17 protein-coding genes and 1 pseudogene are annotated in these 14734 nt (G+C 69.4%); 11 read left to right on the plus strand and 7 right to left on the minus strand.

Annotation, left to right across the window (positions count from 1 at the left end; translation table 11 throughout):
• Positions 1 to 53 precede the first annotated feature (53 nt).
• Positions 54 to 296, plus strand: coding sequence for a hypothetical protein (locus D1832_RS08940; RefSeq protein ID WP_118913560.1), 243 nt, complete (start codon positions 54 to 56; stop codon positions 294 to 296).
• Between the two features lie 3 nt (positions 297 to 299).
• Here D1832_RS08940 and D1832_RS08945 read toward each other — a convergent pair whose 3' ends face one another.
• Together D1832_RS08945 and D1832_RS08950 are read right to left on the minus strand one after the other, a co-directional pair.
• Entirely contained in the window at positions 300 to 989 is a 690-nt protein-coding gene (locus D1832_RS08945; RefSeq protein WP_118913561.1) for an HAD family hydrolase, read from the minus strand.
• A gap of 62 nt (positions 990 to 1051) precedes the next feature.
• Entirely contained in the window at positions 1052 to 2314 is a 1263-nt protein-coding gene (locus D1832_RS08950) for a hypothetical protein (protein WP_118913562.1), read from the minus strand.
• A 130-nt stretch (positions 2315 to 2444) separates the two neighbouring features.
• Between D1832_RS08950 and D1832_RS08955 the strand changes: the two genes are divergently transcribed.
• From D1832_RS08955 to D1832_RS08965, 3 genes are read left to right on the plus strand one after another with little or no spacing between them, the layout of a single operon-like run.
• Complete coding sequence (locus D1832_RS08955; protein ID WP_118913563.1) at positions 2445 to 3380, plus strand: hypothetical protein; 936 nt, start codon at positions 2445 to 2447, stop codon at positions 3378 to 3380.
• A 31-nt stretch (positions 3381 to 3411) separates the two neighbouring features.
• Positions 3412 to 3849 (plus strand): VOC family protein, encoded by a 438-nt coding sequence (locus D1832_RS08960; protein ID WP_118913564.1) that lies wholly within the window; start codon positions 3412 to 3414, stop codon positions 3847 to 3849.
• Between the two features lie 55 nt (positions 3850 to 3904).
• Positions 3905 to 5143, plus strand: coding sequence for a hydroxyacid-oxoacid transhydrogenase (locus tag D1832_RS08965; RefSeq protein ID WP_118913565.1), 1239 nt, complete (start codon positions 3905 to 3907; stop codon positions 5141 to 5143).
• Between the two features lie 348 nt (positions 5144 to 5491).
• On the opposite strand, the gene D1832_RS15805 is transcribed toward D1832_RS08965, so the two are convergent.
• The 3 genes and pseudogenes from D1832_RS15805 to D1832_RS08975 form a co-directional block, all read right to left on the minus strand.
• Complete coding sequence (locus D1832_RS15805; RefSeq protein WP_415557229.1) at positions 5492 to 5962, minus strand: DMT family transporter; 471 nt, start codon at positions 5960 to 5962, stop codon at positions 5492 to 5494.
• A gap of 26 nt (positions 5963 to 5988) precedes the next feature.
• A pseudogene (locus tag D1832_RS16325) lies at positions 5989 to 6045 on the minus strand (hypothetical protein); the annotation flags it as partial.
• A 128-nt stretch (positions 6046 to 6173) separates the two neighbouring features.
• Positions 6174 to 6767, minus strand: a complete 594-nt coding sequence (locus D1832_RS08975; RefSeq protein WP_182434732.1) for a TetR/AcrR family transcriptional regulator — start codon at positions 6765 to 6767, stop codon at positions 6174 to 6176.
• A gap of 39 nt (positions 6768 to 6806) precedes the next feature.
• On the opposite strand from D1832_RS08975, the gene D1832_RS08980 reads away from it, so the two are divergent.
• The 7 genes from D1832_RS08980 (at position 6807) to D1832_RS09005 (ending at position 12235) form a co-directional block, all read left to right on the plus strand.
• Positions 6807 to 7544 (plus strand): ABC transporter ATP-binding protein, encoded by a 738-nt coding sequence (locus tag D1832_RS08980; protein WP_118913567.1) that lies wholly within the window; start codon positions 6807 to 6809, stop codon positions 7542 to 7544.
• Positions 7541 to 8278, plus strand: a complete 738-nt coding sequence (locus D1832_RS08985; protein WP_118913568.1) for an ABC transporter permease — start codon at positions 7541 to 7543, stop codon at positions 8276 to 8278. The genes D1832_RS08980 and D1832_RS08985 overlap by 4 nt, the downstream gene beginning before the upstream one ends.
• 129 nt (positions 8279 to 8407) lie before the next feature.
• Positions 8408 to 9139 (plus strand): DsbA family oxidoreductase, encoded by a 732-nt coding sequence (locus tag D1832_RS08990; RefSeq protein WP_118913569.1) that lies wholly within the window; start codon positions 8408 to 8410, stop codon positions 9137 to 9139.
• 148 nt (positions 9140 to 9287) lie between these two features.
• Positions 9288 to 10181: an amidohydrolase family protein gene (locus D1832_RS08995; RefSeq protein ID WP_241510950.1), complete on the plus strand. Its 894-nt coding sequence runs from the start codon at positions 9288 to 9290 to the stop codon at positions 10179 to 10181.
• A 110-nt stretch (positions 10182 to 10291) separates the two neighbouring features.
• Entirely contained in the window at positions 10292 to 11575 is a 1284-nt protein-coding gene (locus D1832_RS09000; RefSeq protein ID WP_118913571.1) for a threonine/serine exporter family protein, read from the plus strand.
• Entirely contained in the window at positions 11572 to 11733 is a 162-nt protein-coding gene (locus D1832_RS15340; RefSeq protein WP_165357948.1) for a hypothetical protein, read from the plus strand. Before D1832_RS09000 ends, D1832_RS15340 begins: the two co-directional genes overlap by 4 nt.
• Before the next feature lie 118 nt (positions 11734 to 11851).
• Entirely contained in the window at positions 11852 to 12235 is a 384-nt protein-coding gene (locus D1832_RS09005) for a hypothetical protein (RefSeq protein WP_118913572.1), read from the plus strand.
• 68 nt (positions 12236 to 12303) lie between these two features.
• Here the strand turns inward: D1832_RS09005 and D1832_RS09010 are convergent, their stop codons facing one another.
• Together D1832_RS09010 and D1832_RS09015 are read right to left on the minus strand one after the other, a co-directional pair.
• A complete protein-coding gene (locus D1832_RS09010) occupies positions 12304 to 13596 on the minus strand; it encodes a lipase family protein (RefSeq protein ID WP_182434733.1) in 1293 nt (430 codons plus the stop codon).
• A 121-nt stretch (positions 13597 to 13717) separates the two neighbouring features.
• On the minus strand, positions 13718 to 14722 hold the full coding sequence (locus D1832_RS09015) for a 5,10-methylenetetrahydrofolate reductase (protein ID WP_241510951.1): 1005 nt from the start codon (positions 14720 to 14722) through the stop codon (positions 13718 to 13720).
• Positions 14723 to 14734: the final 12 nt, after the last annotated feature.

Genomic DNA, 14734 nt, shown 5'->3' on the forward strand with positions numbered 1-14734 from the left:
GCTGCTCTGGACTCGGTGACGAACTGCGTTCGTCACCGCCTTCGTGAGTCGACATGGCGTCCACCTTCCTCCTCAGCGGCGGTGAACACCACTCGAACGCCACGATCGGCTCACGTCGTGACGGCGTGCGGCGTCAGCTCGGGCAGGGGGCGCCCTCGCAGCACGGGCGGATCCAGCCGCAGCCGTCGCAGCGTTCGTGGGAGGTTTCCCAGCGCATCATCGTTCCGCAGTTGGGGCAGGGTTCGGTGAGGTCGGCCATGCGTCATACCATGCCACGCACCGGTGGCAACCCGTGAGCCTCAGGCGAGTTCGTCGATCCACGCACCGACGCGCAGGTCGGTGACGGCGTCGTACACGGCCACCGCGCCCGCGTCCTTCAGCTCCGCGGCGGAGAAACCGCCGGTGCGGACGGCGACGCAGAGCATGCCCGGCTGCGGCACGCGACCGGCCGATTCGGCGTCCCAGGTGGCGTCACCGACGAGCACACCGCGTCGGCCACCGGCCTCCTCGAGTGCCGCGACGAGGATGTCCGGCTCCGGTTTGCTGTTGTCCGCGTCGTCGGAGGAGGTGACGGCGTCGACGTCGTCCCGCGTGAGCCCGAGCTTCTCGAGCGCGGCGTCCGTGAACTCACTCTTACCCGAGCTCGCGAGCGCCACCTTGTAGCCCTTCTCCTGCACGGCCCGCACGGCGTCGGCCGCCCCGTCGAAGGCCCGCAGGTCTGGCAGCATCTGGCGGTACTCGCCCTCCCACGCGGTGCGCAGTTCGTCGCCGAGGCGCTCCTCGACGTCGTCGCCGACGACGCTCGGCACGAGCTGGTCGCCGCCCATGCCCACGGCGCGGTGGATGCGCCACATCGGCGGGTGGAGGTCGTGCTGCGCGAAGGCGCGCGACCACGCGACGGCGTGGCGGTAGGTGGAATCGATCAGCGTGCCGTCGACGTCGAACAGGACGGTGTCGATGGCCTCCGCGGCCTCATCGTGCGTACTCATGCGATCAGCCAACCGCCCTTCGGGTCGCCCGGCAAGGCAGGACGCCCGAAGGGGTGACGGCGTCAGTCACGCAGAGCCGCGAGGGCCGCGGCGCCACCGGAGACGAGCGAGAAGAAGATGACGAACACGAGGCCCCAGCCCACCGACGCGACGTCACTGACATTGCCGTAGTCGATGAGCCCGACGATGAAGGAGATCGCAGCGGCGACCACGATGCCCCACAGGAACTTCGCCGGAACCTTGCCGAGAAGGTGCGCGACACCGAGGCCGATGATGGCGAGCGACAGCAGCAGGACGATGACGCCGTCGCCGTTCATGCCCGAGACCGAGCTGCCCCACACGCTGGCCCACGGGCCGAGGCATCCGATGATGACGAAGAACTGCGCCGCGAGGGAGGCGAGCAGGCCGACGCGCCCGATGCGCAGCGACCCGTCCGGGTTCTTCACCTGCAGGGCTGCGGCAGCACCCTGGCCGCCGGCACCGAACGGGCTGTTCGCGTTGTTCGCGTCACCGCCCTGCCAGGCGTTGTTCTGGCCGTACTGTCCGTTGTGGCCGGGCTGACCGTTCTGGTGGCCCTGCCCGCTCTGACCCGGGAAGCCGTACTGGTTCTGGCCGTACTGACCGCCGCCCTGCGGGGCGGAGTCGTACTGGTTCTGATGGGTCGAGAAGCCCTGGCCGATCGACGAGTTCGCACCCTGGGAATTCTGGCCGTACTGCGCGTTCTCGGTCTGGTTGGGCTGACCGTACTGGCCACCCTGCGGCGTCGAACCGTAGGAGTTCTGACCGTACTGACCACTCGACGGCGGGGCGGAGTCGTACCGGTTCTGGTTGCTCTGCGGGCTCGACGAGCCGTAGCCCGCATCGCCTTGGGGCGCCGAGCCGTACTGGGGCGAGCCGTACTGGTTCTGTTCGTTCGAGAAGCCCTGACCGATCGACGAGTTGTTCTGCCCGTACTGCTGGCCCTGAGCGTTGGCGCCGTAGGGAGACTGGCCGTACTGTCCACCCTGCTGCTGCCCGTTCTGGCCACCCGCCGCGGGAGCCGAACCGTACTGAGCCTGGTCACCGGCATTCTGGGTGCCCGACTCGTTGGGAGCGGTGAAGGCCCGCGTGCGGTCCTCCGAGGAGTCGTTCTGTCCCGTCGTGCCGGTGTTCTGGGCGCCTGACTCGTTGGGGGCGGTGAACGCGCGGGTGCGCTCTTCGGACGAGTCGTGCGGGGCCTCGGCGTTGTTGCTCCCCTGAGCCGGCGAGGCACCCCACTGACGGGTCGCGTCGTCCTCCTGCCCGGGCGTGCCCTGCTCGCGCTTGGTCCAGTCGTTGTCGCTCATGACGCTCTCCCGTCGGTGGTGCTCGGTCGGTCCGATGCCGCGAGAATATCCGCCCCGCCCCCGCTACGGAGCGGTTCGGCCCACACGCGCCGTAGCGGGCCACAACTCGCCCCCGACCTACGATGGCAGCATGATCGACCCGAGCCGCCACGCCGTCCTGTGGCTGCTCATCGCGTTCGTCTTCACGACGGCGGCCACCCGCACGACGACGCGCTACATCCGCCACAAGGCCGACCGCGCCGAGGCATACCTCAAGGAGAACGCCGAACCCGGGCTCATCCGCAACATCGTCGTCGCCGGCATCCACGTGCACCACCAGGTGTGGGGCATCCTCATGGTGCTCTTCAGCGGTCTGCTGCTCATCACCTACCTGCCCGAGCGGGGGCTCGCGCTCAACGTCCTCGCGGCCCTGTTCGGCATGGGCGCGGCGCTCACGCTCGACGAGTTCGCCATGTGGCTCCACCTCGACGACGTGTACTGGCAGGAGGAGGGACGTCAGTCGGTGACGGCGCTCATCGTCGCGGTGACGATCACCGCGGCGCTCGTCATCGGTGCCAACCCGCTCGACGTCGTGCCCACCGGCAACGACCTGCCCGGCGCACTGCTGTCGGCGCTCGGCATCGTCAACCTCGGTTTCGTCGTCGTGACGATTCTCAAGGGCAAGCTGCCCACCGGCCTCGTCGGCGTCTTCGTGCCGCTCGTCGGGATCATCGGCGCCGTGCGCGTGGCGAAGCCGGGGTCATGGTGGGCGCGGCGGCGCTACAAGAAGGACGGATGGCTCGCGCGACGGGCCGAGCGCCGGTTCGACGCGACGTACGACGCGCGCTGGAACGCCATCCGCGACATCATCGGCGGCCGCCCCTACCCGCGCGAGCAGATGCGCGAGGCGGTGCGGGAGCAGATGAAGGCGGTGCGCGTGCGTCGTCAGGAACTGCCGCTCGAGCGAGCGCAAGCGCGGGTGGCCCGCCAGGCCCGACGCCGCGAACGCCTAGGCGACATGCCTGGTGCCGCACAGCGCACCGGCTCGACCCGAGCAGGCGACGAGCGTCCACCCGAGGAACCGTGAGGAACAGCCGCCCCTCGGTAGCGTGTCGGTCATGGCCATCACCCTGGACAACGTCGGCATTGCCGTCGACGACCTCGACGCCGCCGTCGCCTTCTTCACCGACCTCGGCCTGAACGTCGTCGGGCGTGACGAGGTCAGCGGCGAATGGGCCGACACCGCAGTCGGACTCGACGGCAACCACGCCAAGATCGCCCTGCTCGAGGTGCCGGACGGCTCGGGGCGCATCGAACTGTTCGAGTACCTCCACCCCGACGCGATCGCGACCGAGCCAACGCTGCCGCACGAGAACGGGATGCACCGTGTGGCGTTCCGCGTCGACGACCTCGGCGAAGCGCTCGCCGTCGCCGCGCGGCACGGCTGCCACCCGTTGCGTGGCGTCGCGAACTACCAGGACGTCTTCGCGCTCACCTACGTGCGCGGGCCGAGCGGCATCCTCGTCATGTTGGCCGAGGACCTGACGAAGCGCTGATCTTCCGGAGTCCACTGCCCACGCACGTGCTCACCTCGGGCGTAGCGTCGGAGCCATGAGCGAGACGATCTTCACCTACGGCAGCCCGCACCTGAAGTACGGCACCGGAGCTGTCACCGAACTCGGCCACGACGCGACGACGCTGGGCGCCCGCAGCGCCGCCGTCGTGAGCGACCCCGGCGTGGCCGCCGCGGGCATCGTCACCCCGGTCGTGGAGGCGCTGGAAACGTCGGGGTTGCGGGTCGACGTCTTCACCGACTCGCACGTCGAGCCGACCGACGCCTCTCTCGTGGAGGCCACCGCGTGGGCGCGCCAGCACGGACCGTGGGACGTCATCGTCGCGGTCGGGGGCGGGTCGAGCATCGACACCGCCAAGGCCATCAACCTCATGACGACGAACGACGGCGAGCTGATGGACTACGTCAACGCGCCCGTCGGAGGGGGCGCGAACCCGACGAAGCCGCTCGTGCCCCTCATCGCGGTACCGACGACGACGGGCACGGGCAGCGAATCGACGACGATCTGCGTGCTCGACGTGCTCGAACAGAACGTCAAGACCGGCATCAGCCACCCGGCGCTGCGCCCGCGCATGGCCGTCATCGACCCCGACCTCACGATCAGCCAGCCGGCCGGCGTCACTGCGGCGTCGGGCATGGACATCCTGTGCCACGCGCTCGAGAGCTACACAGCGAAGCCGTACACCGAGTTCGCCCGCAAGAAGGCCGAGGAGCGGGTGCCCTACTGCGGCGCGAACCCGATCAGCGACATGTGGTCGCGCGAGGCCGTACGTCTGCTCGCCGGCTCGTTCGGCACGCGCGGGGCCATGGCGCTCGCGGCGACGTTCGCGGGCATGGGTTTCGGCAACGCGGGCGTACACCTGCCGCACGCGAACGCCTATCCGATCGCCGGCATGGTGCGCGACTTCCGGCCTGACGGGTACGACGCCGACCACGCGATGGTGCCGCACGGCATGGCCGTGGCGCTGACGGCGCCGGCGGCCTTCGCACTGCTCTACCCCGCGAACCCGGAGCGTCACCACGAGATGGCGGCGCTGCTCGAGCCCGACACGTCGGTGAGCGACCTGGGGCGCGACGCCCTACCGAACGCCCTGCGTCGCCTCATGCGCGACATCGGCTTCCCCAACGGGCTTGCCGCCGTGGGGTATTCGGACGCCGATCTTGCGAGGCTCGTCGAGGGAACGATGAAGCAGCAGCGCCTGCTCGCCACGGCGCCGGTCGAGATCACCGAGGCCGACGTCGAGCGCGTGCTGCGCGAGTCGATGACGCTCTGGTGACGAACTGACGAAGCCCTAGCCGCGACCGTGCGAGTTCGGTGAGCCTGCTGGTAACTGAGCGGCGAGGCGAGTGCCGACCGCGGTGTTCTACGCCTTCGCGGGCAGGCGCAACAACCCCCGGCTCGCCATGATGGCCAGCACGATGACGACTCCGCCGAGAGGCTGGGTCCACGTCATGGATTCGCCGAGGAGCAGCACGCCCGCCGACGACGCCGACGACGGGCGACACGTAGGTCACCGTCGAGGCCGTCGTGGCGCCCCAATCGCGCACGATGGTGGTGTTCCACAGGTAGGCCAGGCCCGTTCCGACGCCGCCGAGGAGCAGCATGCTGACGGCGACCCGCCACGTCACGTGGCGCCGGTTGCGGCGATCGGCGTGAGGGCCAGCATGACGACGGCGGCCAGCGAGACCTGCACCGCAGCGACGCTGACCGACGGCAGGGCGAGCGGCGTGACGAAGCGGCGCAGGTAGGTGAAGCCCATGCCGTAGCAGGCCGTAGCGCCGAGGCAGGCCAGCTGGCCGGCAAGACCGCTGTGCCCCAACCCGTTCCAGGGTGCGAGGACCACGATGACGCCGACGAACCCGAGCAGGAGCCCGAGCGTCTTGTCACGTGTGCGCGGTTCGCTGGGCAGCACGAGCATGGCCACGGCCATCGTCATGAGCGGTGTCGTGGCGTTGTAGACGCTCGCGAGGCTTGAGGAGATGTGCCGCTCGGCCCACGCGAACAGGAGGAAGGGCACAACGCACAGGAGGAGACCGACGACGAGCAGATGGCCCCGGCCCTCCGCCTCGGCAGCGGCTGACGCCTCACGGCGCACATGGCGAGCAGCACCGCAGCGCCGCTCGCGAGGCGGGCGAGCACCACCTGCCCGGGCGAGAGCCCCTCCAATCCGACCTTCATGAAGAGGAAGCTCGATCCCCAGGCGAAAGCCAGGGCGACGAACTGCACCCAGGTCGGAACACGTTTCCTGGGCACACTGTGCCACCGGCTGGGCAGCGCGCCCGGCAGGCGCCACGATGCGGCGGACGTCAGCGGAGGTGCACGGCCACCGTCGGGGCCAGCACGCGCACGATCTCCTCCTTCGACAACGCCACGAGCGGACCGACCCGCAGCAGGTAGCGCCCCATGACGAGCCCCGCGATGCACATGCCGACTCCGGCGGCCCGGACGGTGGCATCCGGTCCGCCGATGCGGGTCGCCACGACGGCCAGCACCTCCCGCTCCATGAACTCGGCGACGTTGCTCCGCGTGCTCTCTTCGGCCATTGCCTCACGGAGCATCGCGACGAAGGGGTCGCTGAGGTGCGCGTCGTCCCACACCGTGACGACAGTGCCCACGAACCGTCGCGCGAGCATGGCCGGGGTCTCACCCGGCCGCTGTCGCAGCGCTTCACCGAGGACCTGCGAGGGCGTGAGGGTCAACGACATCACCTCACCGAAGAGACCCTGCTTCGAGCCGAAGTGGTAATTGACCAGCGAGTGCGAAACACCGGCCAGCTGCGCGATCATCCGCAACGACGCCCGCGCGTAACCAACTTCCATGAACACGGTTTTCGCAGCCTCGATCACGCGCTCACGCGCATCGCTACGGCCCGGCGGACGTCCGCGGCGAGAATTGACCACCTTCGCATTATCGCCCATCCGCACCCCACACTCAGAGCTATGAGAGAGCATCCAACCCAAGGGGCGCACCGAAGCCGCCCCGCAGCCGTCACCGCCCGCGGCCTTCGCGTGGAGCGAGGCGGGCGCACCGTCCTCGACGGTCTCGACTTCGAGATCGCATCCGGCAGCATCACGGGCCTGCTGGGCCCGTCCGGCTGCGGCAAGTCGACGCTCATGCGGGCCGTCGTCGGCGTCCAGGACAACGTCAAAGGTGACCTCGTCGTCCTCGGCGAACCGGCAGGGGCGGCCGATCTGCGGCAACGCATCGGGTACGTCACCCAGGCTGCCAGCGTCTACCCCGACCTCACCGCAACGGAGAACCTCCGCTTCTTCGCCGCGGTCGTCGGCGCGGATGCTGACGCCGTCGCGAGAGCTCTGCGCGCCGTCGACCTCGACGCCCGCGGCGACCAGCTCGTCCGCGACATGAGCGGCGGCCAACGCTCCCGCGTCAGCCTCGCGGTGGCCCTGCTCGCCACGCCCACCCTGCTCGTCCTCGACGAGCCGACGGTCGGCCTCGACCCGGTGCTGCGTGTGGAGCTCTGGCGCCTCTTCCGCTCACTCGCGGACGACGGCGTCACACTCCTCGTCTCGAGTCACGTCATGGATGAGGCGGAGCACTGCGACGCGCTCTTGCTCATGCGTGACGGCGCACTCGTCGCCGACACGACGCCGGAACGCCTCAAGTGGGAGACCGGCTGCGACACCGTCGAATCCGCCTTCCTGGAGGTCGTTCGATGACGCCCCGCGTCACCCTCGCGGTCACGGCACGCGTGCTCACGCAGCTGCGCCGCGATCACCGCACTCTCGCGCTCCTCCTCGTCATGCCTTGCCTTCTCATGACGCTGCTCGCATGGATCTTCGCCGACTCCGACAGCGGCGTCTTCGATCGCGTCGCGCCAGGGCTGCTGGCGCTGTTCCCGTTCATCGTCATGTTCCTCGTGACGTCGGTGACCACCCTGCGCGAGCGCACGAGCGGAACGCTCGAGCGCCTCCTCGCGATGCCGATGGGTCGGCTCGACCTCATCCTCGGCTACGCCCTGGCCTTCGGCGTCGTCGCCTGTGCGCAGGCGGCCCTCGCCGTGGCCCTCAGTGTCGGCGCGCTCGGCCTCGACATCGCCGGCAGTGTCTGGCTGCTCGGGGCGATCGCCGTGCTCGACGCCGTGCTGGGAACCGCCCTAGGCCTCTTCGTCAGCGCGTTCGCGCGCACCGAGTTCCAGGCCGTGCAGTTCCTGCCCGCCCTCGTCATTCCGCAGATGTTGCTGTGTGGGCTTCTCGTGGCGCGCGATCAGTTGCCTCGAGCGCTCGAACTCGTGTCCGACGTCCTACCGCTCTCGTACGCCGTGGACGCGATGACGGCCGTCTGCAGAGGCGATGCGACGTGGGACATCGCGAGCGATATCGGCCTCGTGGCGGCCTTCGTCGTCGGCTTCGTCGCCCTCGGGGCTCTCACCCTGCGTCGGCGCACACCCTGACCCGATTTCGATTTGTGAGCTTCGGCCCGGGGCGTGAGCAGCGCGGCTCACACACCGGGCCGTACCTCACACCTCGAGCCGGCGGTCGAACCCAGGAATCGAACTCACGCTCATGACGTTTCACCCCGCGTGAAGATCGACATCTGGAGCGACATCGTCTGCCCGTTCTGCTACATCGGCAAGCGCCACCTCGAGCTCGCGCTCGACGGGTTCGAGCACGCTGACGACGTGGAGATCGTCTGGCATTCCTACGAGCTCGACCCGACGATCGAGGCCGTGCCCGACACGACGCTCGTCGAGAAGATCGCGGCGAAGTACGGCATGACGCCGGAGCAGTCCGAGCGCAGCCAGGAGGACATCGCCGCCCGCGCCGCCGAGGTCGGCCTCGAGTTCAACTGGCGCGAAGCCAAGTTCGGCAACACGTTCGACGCTCACCGTCTCGTCCACCTGGCCGCCCAGCACGGGCGCGCCACCGAAGCGCACGAGCGCCTCATGCGCGCCTACTTCACCGAGGGCGTCGCGGTCGGCGACGTGAACGAGCTGCAGCGCCTCGGCGAAGAGCTCGAGCTGCCCTTCGACGAACTGCGTGAGCTGCTCACCGGCACCGACTACGCCACCGAAGTCCGTGCCGACGAGGAGCAGGCCCGCTCCCTCGGCATCAGCGGCGTGCCGTTCTTCGTGCTCGGCGAGAAGTACGCCGTCTCAGGCGCCCAGCCGGTCGAACTCTTCGAGCAGGCGCTCGCGCAGACGTGGAACGAGCTCCACGGCGATACCGCGGCCTCGACGAGCGATGATGCCGTCACGGCTCAGGCTGCCCACGACCACGGCCCGTCCTGCGAAGGCGACCACTGCGCCGTCTGATCGGGACGGCCCGAAGGGTCGGTGGGCATGCAAATAACCGCGTGCCACCGGCCCTTTTGTCGTTCTACAGCCTGTTCACCCGGCGCGCGCAATGAACGAACGGCCGCGTTCGCCCACCGACACCGCCCCTCTGCGGCATCCTGGCGTGGTGACGAACCCGAGCCGACACGACGAAGCTGCCCAGGTCCGCGCGTACGCCGAGCGTCTCGGGCTGCCGGGCCTCATCGACGTCCACACACACTTCATGCCGCAGAACGTGCTCGACAAGGTGTGGGCCTACTTCGACGCCATCGACACCCCCGCGGGCGAGTGGACGATCACCTACCGCACCGACGAAGCCGAGCGCGTTGCCACCCTGCGTGACTTCGGCGTCACCCGCTTCAGCTCCCTCAATTACCCGCACCGGCCCGGCATGGCCGAATGGCTCAACGCCTGGTCGCGCGAGTTCGCCGCGAACACGCCGGAGGCCATCCCGAGCGCCACGTTCTACGCCGAACCCGAGGCTCCCACCTACGTCGCCGAGGCCCTCGACGCGGGTGCGCAGATCTTCAAGGTGCACATCCAGGTCGGCGGCTACGACCCTCTCGATCCCACCCTCGACGACGCCTGGGCACAGCTCGAGGCGAAGGGCACGCCCGTCGTCATCCACTGCGGCTCCGGCCCGATGCCAGGTGAGTTCACGGGTCCTGACCGCGTCGAATCCCTTCTTGAGCGCCACCCCGCGCTGACGCTCCTCATCGCCCACATGGGCAACTCCGAGTACGGGCGCTTTCTCGACCTCGCCGAACGCTTCGAACGCGTCCACCTCGACACGACGATGGCGTTCACCGACTTCACCGAATCGCTCACGCCGTACCCGCGCGAGTATCTGCCGCGCCTCGTCGACATCGGCGACAAGGTGGTGCTGGGCAGCGACTTCCCCAACATCCCTTACCCCTACATCCACCAGCTCGACGCCCTGGCGCGCCTCGACCTCGGTGACGACTGGATGCGCGGCGTTCTCCACGACAACGCCGCCAGACTGCTCGAGCCCCGCTCCTAGCTGGTGACGTTTGCTGCGGTTGGTGACGGTGCAACGTCACCAACCGCAACGAACGTCACCACGAACGCGAGGGGCGGCTCGGCACGTGAAGACCCGCGTACCATCGTCCGGTGACTGCGAGCCCCGACGCCCTCACTGACGCCCAGACGCGTCAGCTGCTCGTCTACCTCGCAGCCGCGCACATGGCCGGCGGCGCCGGCGCCCACGAGGCCACCGAGGACGTCGTGCGCGCAGCCCGCGCGATCGGTCTCCCCGGTGCGCAGATCAACGCCACCCCGGACGGCGTGACGCTCAGCCTCGGCCACGGCGCCGCGGCGACGTTCGAGTCGGTCGAAGGCTCGCTCCGACTCGACCAGACGGCACGCGTCGCGGCCATCCAGCACGGTCTCGAGACGGGCGCCCTGACGCCGACCGCCGCGCTCGACGCTCTCAAGGGCCTGCGCGCGCAGCGTGCCCGTTTCCCCGTCACCGGCATGTACCTCGGTGGGTTCACCGTGGCGGCGGGCATTGCCGGCATCCTCCAACCGACGTGGCCGAGCGTGCTGTTCGCAGCTGTCGCGAGCCCCATCACGATCGCCCTCATCCGCCTCACCGGGCGACGCCTCGTACCGAGCGCCCTCCTGCCGCTCTTCGCCGGATTCCTCGTCGCCGCGGCGGCCTTCGCCGCGTTCCAAGCGGGCTTCATCACGAGCCCGCTGCGGACGATGTTGCCGCCCGTGGCCGTCCTGTTGCCGGGTGCCCTGCTGGTCACGGGCTTGTCGGAACTCGTCGCCGGGGCCATGGTCTCCGGCGCCTCACGCCTCGCCTACGGCACGACCCAGCTCGTCATGTTCGCGGCCGGTGTCGCCGGCGCGAGCATCCTTCTCGACGTGCCCCCGGAGGCCTTCGCCAACGGGCGCGTCGACGAGATCGGCCCGCTCGCGGGCTTCGTCGGCCTCTTCCTGCTCACCCTCGGCATCTGCTTCATGGAGTCGGTGCCGCGCCGCCTCGCGCCCGGAGTCCTGTTCGTCACCGCCTCGACGTACGTGACGCAGTGGTCGGTGCAGAACTGGGTCGACGCCCCGGCCTGGGGCGGCGCGCTCGCAGGGGCCTTCGTCGCGAGCTTCAGCGCCTGGGTCATTGCCCTGGCCCGCCCGACGATGTCGCGCATGGTGCTCTTCCTGCCCAGCTTCTGGCTCCTCGTTCCCGGCTCGTTGGGCCTCGTGACGGTGACCCAGCTCGGCATCGATCCGCGCGAGTCGTGGCCGACGGCGATGAACGCGACGAGCGTCGTGCTCGCCATCGCCCTCGGCCTCGTCTTCGGCACGAGCGCCGCCCGAGCCCTGCGCTTCACGATCCGCCGCGGCCTTCGCCGCCGCGCGGACGCCCGCGCGGCGTCTACCCTGGTGGAATGAGCAACTCTCCGCGCCTGCGCGTCTTCCTGCTCGGCCTCGCCGGGGTGACCCTGGGTATCGCGCTGGCCAAGCTGTCCGGAGGTTCACTCGCCGCGGTCGTCGCCATCGTCCTGGCGCTCATCTGCTTCGTCCTGTTCCGCATGCGGACCGGTCGCTGATCATAACCTCGGGAAATTACTGTCAGGTAACTGTTTCGTCTCCATTCGCCGCAGTGCCGCACGCATGTTCACGGCGCGTGGGCACAGTGATGGAGACCCCTTTCTGAGAGGAACCGCCATGACCAACCACACCGACCGTCGCCGCGTCGACGGCGACATCACCTTCTCTGCCGCCGCCTGGATCGCCATCGACCTCGTCGCTCTCGGCGTCCTCGTCCTCCTCCTGTGGATTTTCCAGCCGGAAAAGGGCCTCCTGCCCGAGCCGAGCTGGCTCATCGACCCGGTCGTCGGCTGGCTCATCGGCAACGTGGTCGGCTTCGTCGCCTTCCGCGCGCTGCTGCGCATCCCGCCGGCAGCTGTGGCCGCTGCCTGCCTCGTGCTCGTCGCGCTGTCGCCTGTCGTTTTCGTCAAGTACCCAGCGATGGGTGCGTTCTTCGCGGGCCTCGTCATCGGGCTCGGGTCGGGTGCGCTCATCCACCGCGCCCGGGTCGAACAGGCCTGACGCTCCGCGCGCACGAAGGCGCCCACCCGTCGACTTCACGGGTGGGCGCCTTCATGCGTCCGGACGAGCTACTTGAGGCCCGCCGCGGTGGAGCAGTTGCCCGTCGCGGGCGCTCCGGAGAGTCGCTGCACGACCCAGTCACGCGCGGTGAGCTGGTCGGCCAGCATCGGGTTGGCGTGGTTGAGAAGCGACTTCGGCCCGAGCGAGAGGCCCGGAATCGGCGCGTACGTCACGTTCGCGCCCTTGCCACACCAGTCGAGTGCGAGCTGCTTCGACTGAGCGTGCGGGACGACGTCGTCCGCGACGCCCGTGGCGACGCGCACGGCCGCCGTCGGCTTCATCGTGCCGGTGCGCTGCGCGCGCACGAACCCGGTGACTTCCTCGCTGCGCGCTATGACGGCCGCGATGGGCTCACCGGTGGCCGTGAAGTCGCTCGTCTTGCGGTAGCCGTAGGACACGACGGTGTCGACCGTGCACTGACCCGACGTGCGCGAGAGCATCGTCTTGCCCGTGGCGTTGACGCTCTCGTCGGCGAACGCCTTGACGGCCGCGCTCGAGCTGGCCGCCCCGTTGATGAAGTAGCCGATGACGCCCGCGATCGGGCTGCCGTCGACACCGGCGAGCACCTTCTGGAGGTCGGCCGGCGGGGCTCCCACGTAGGCGGCCGCGACGTCGAGATCCGGGGCGTACGTCGGCGCGGCCTCGACGGCAGCGGCCGAGGCGCCGCCGCCCTGGGAGTAGCCGTACGTCGCGACCTTGGAGTTCGCCTTCACGGTGGCGCCGGGCACCTTGCTCGCGACGCGCGCGGCGTCGAGCATGGCGTGCGCCTGGTCGTCACGGTTCATGTACGTGTGCGGGCGGCCCGGCGTACCGAGCCCGATGTAGTCGGTGACGACGACGGCGACGCCCTTGGCGAGCAGGTTGTTCATACCCTGCGTCTCGTAGTTCACCCCGAGCGACCCGGGCGTCGAGAGGTTGATGGAGCTCGCCATCATCCGCGACGGCGCGCACTGGTCGCCCTGGCCGATCGTGCCGACGCCGTAGACGACGACCGGGCGCGGACCCGGGCCCTTCCACGCGGCCCACGGCTCGATGTAGGCGCCCGTGACGGCCGTGGGCTGCCCGTTGTCGTCCTTGGAGGAGTACATGATGCGGGTCGTGTTGCCCCACATGTTGAGGCCGGTGAAGAACTTCTCCGACTTCATGAGGGTGCCCGGCTGAGCCGGAACAGCAGCCGGGGGCGTGTAGAAGTCGCCCGTCGCCGCGGAGGCGGAAGAGGCGGTGGCGGTCGTGGTGACGCCGAGGCCGAGGGAGGCGGCACAGGATAGACCGAGTGCGGCGGTGAAACGGGAGGGTCGCATGGCGGGTCCTTCGTTCGGGGTGTGGTTTACGTCACAGTAGCCAGCCCGATGGCCCGATTGGGCCCCTTCCCGAAACTCGAAAAAGGTCGCTCGTCCGTCTCGTGGCGTCGACCGCGCGGCGTCAGCGCGTTCCGGTCCGCGCGAACGCCGAGCGCGGCGAAGCCTCGGACACACTGCACTCCGGTCCGGCCTGCGGACCCCGATCGAGAATGCGCGCGACATCCTGCGCAAGCTGCACCGTGGCCTCGATCTCCACCCTGCGAGTCGAGACGCTCTCGACGTTGAAGCCGAACGGCAACCCGAGATACCGGCAGAAGCGCGCCAGTTCGTGCGCGGCCGCGATGCAGTGTTCGTACGACGCCTCGAGCGTGTCGTGACTGCGGCGCAGTTCGTTCTGCACCCAGCGCGGCACGTCGACTCCGAGCCACTGGAGGAAGTCGAGCGTCTTCTCCGAACCGCACAGCGACAGGGTGAACACGACGCGCGCCGGCGCGACGCCACGCTCCTCACACGCATAGACGTAGTCGGAGATCATGTCCTTCGCCTCGCCCGTGTCGTAGACGACCTGACTGACGAAGAAGCCCACGCCACCGTCCTGCTTGCGCAGCAGACGCTCGTGCTCGTCCTGCGTGCGCGCGTGGCGCTCGGGGATGACGACGCCGCCGAGCAGCACGTCGCGCTCGGCCTCGGCGTGCACCTCGATGGCGCGCGGGAGGGTGGTGCGCACCGGCTTGTCCGTCGAACTCGCCCCGACGAAGACGGTGGCGTCACCGGGCGCACGCTCGTCGAGGAACGCGGCGAGTTCCTGCTCCTCGTACTTGCCGACGCAGCGGTAGACGATCGCGTTGCCCTGCCACGCGGACAGGGGCCCGGCGAGAAAAGCCGCAGGGTCCATCGTCTCGAGGTAGGGGAACGGGCGCTCGTCGCCCGCACGGTCGGACTCGTCGTCGAGGTCGTAAAGGATGAGTCCGTCGACGTCGAGTTGCTCGAGGCGCGAGAGAGCTGCGTCGGCGATCTCCTGAACCCGCTCGTCGCTCGTCGTGCGCCGCGGTGGCGTCATGGCGAACAGCAGGAGTTCGCGGTCACCGGAGACGAGGTCGGAGAAGGGCGCGGCAGGGTCACTCATGGGTGTCGACCC

Source organism: Dermacoccus abyssi (genome assembly GCF_003515945.1).
GTDB lineage: Bacteria > Actinomycetota > Actinomycetes > Actinomycetales > Dermatophilaceae > Dermacoccus > Dermacoccus abyssi.

What these genes read in the sequence shown, in the direction of transcription:
- D1832_RS08940 (WP_118913560.1), top strand. Translation starts at nt 54, where the DNA reads ATGGCGTCCACCTTCCTCCTCAGCGGCGGTGAACACCACTCGAACGCC.
- D1832_RS08945 (WP_118913561.1), bottom strand. Translation starts at nt 989, where the DNA reads ATGAGTACGCACGATGAGGCCGCGGAGGCCATCGACACCGTCCTGTTC.
- D1832_RS08950 (WP_118913562.1), bottom strand. Translation starts at nt 2,314, where the DNA reads ATGAGCGACAACGACTGGACCAAGCGCGAGCAGGGCACGCCCGGGCAG.
- D1832_RS08955 (WP_118913563.1), top strand. Translation starts at nt 2,445, where the DNA reads ATGATCGACCCGAGCCGCCACGCCGTCCTGTGGCTGCTCATCGCGTTC.
- D1832_RS08960 (WP_118913564.1), top strand. Translation starts at nt 3,412, where the DNA reads ATGGCCATCACCCTGGACAACGTCGGCATTGCCGTCGACGACCTCGAC.
- D1832_RS08965 (WP_118913565.1), top strand. Translation starts at nt 3,905, where the DNA reads ATGAGCGAGACGATCTTCACCTACGGCAGCCCGCACCTGAAGTACGGC.
- D1832_RS08980 (WP_118913567.1), top strand. Translation starts at nt 6,807, where the DNA reads ATGAGAGAGCATCCAACCCAAGGGGCGCACCGAAGCCGCCCCGCAGCC.
- D1832_RS08985 (WP_118913568.1), top strand. Translation starts at nt 7,541, where the DNA reads ATGACGCCCCGCGTCACCCTCGCGGTCACGGCACGCGTGCTCACGCAG.
- D1832_RS15340 (WP_165357948.1), top strand. Translation starts at nt 11,572, where the DNA reads ATGAGCAACTCTCCGCGCCTGCGCGTCTTCCTGCTCGGCCTCGCCGGG.
- D1832_RS09005 (WP_118913572.1), top strand. Translation starts at nt 11,852, where the DNA reads ATGACCAACCACACCGACCGTCGCCGCGTCGACGGCGACATCACCTTC.
- D1832_RS09010 (WP_182434733.1), bottom strand. Translation starts at nt 13,596, where the DNA reads ATGCGACCCTCCCGTTTCACCGCCGCACTCGGTCTATCCTGTGCCGCC.
- D1832_RS09015 (WP_241510951.1), bottom strand. Translation starts at nt 14,722, where the DNA reads ATGAGTGACCCTGCCGCGCCCTTCTCCGACCTCGTCTCCGGTGACCGC.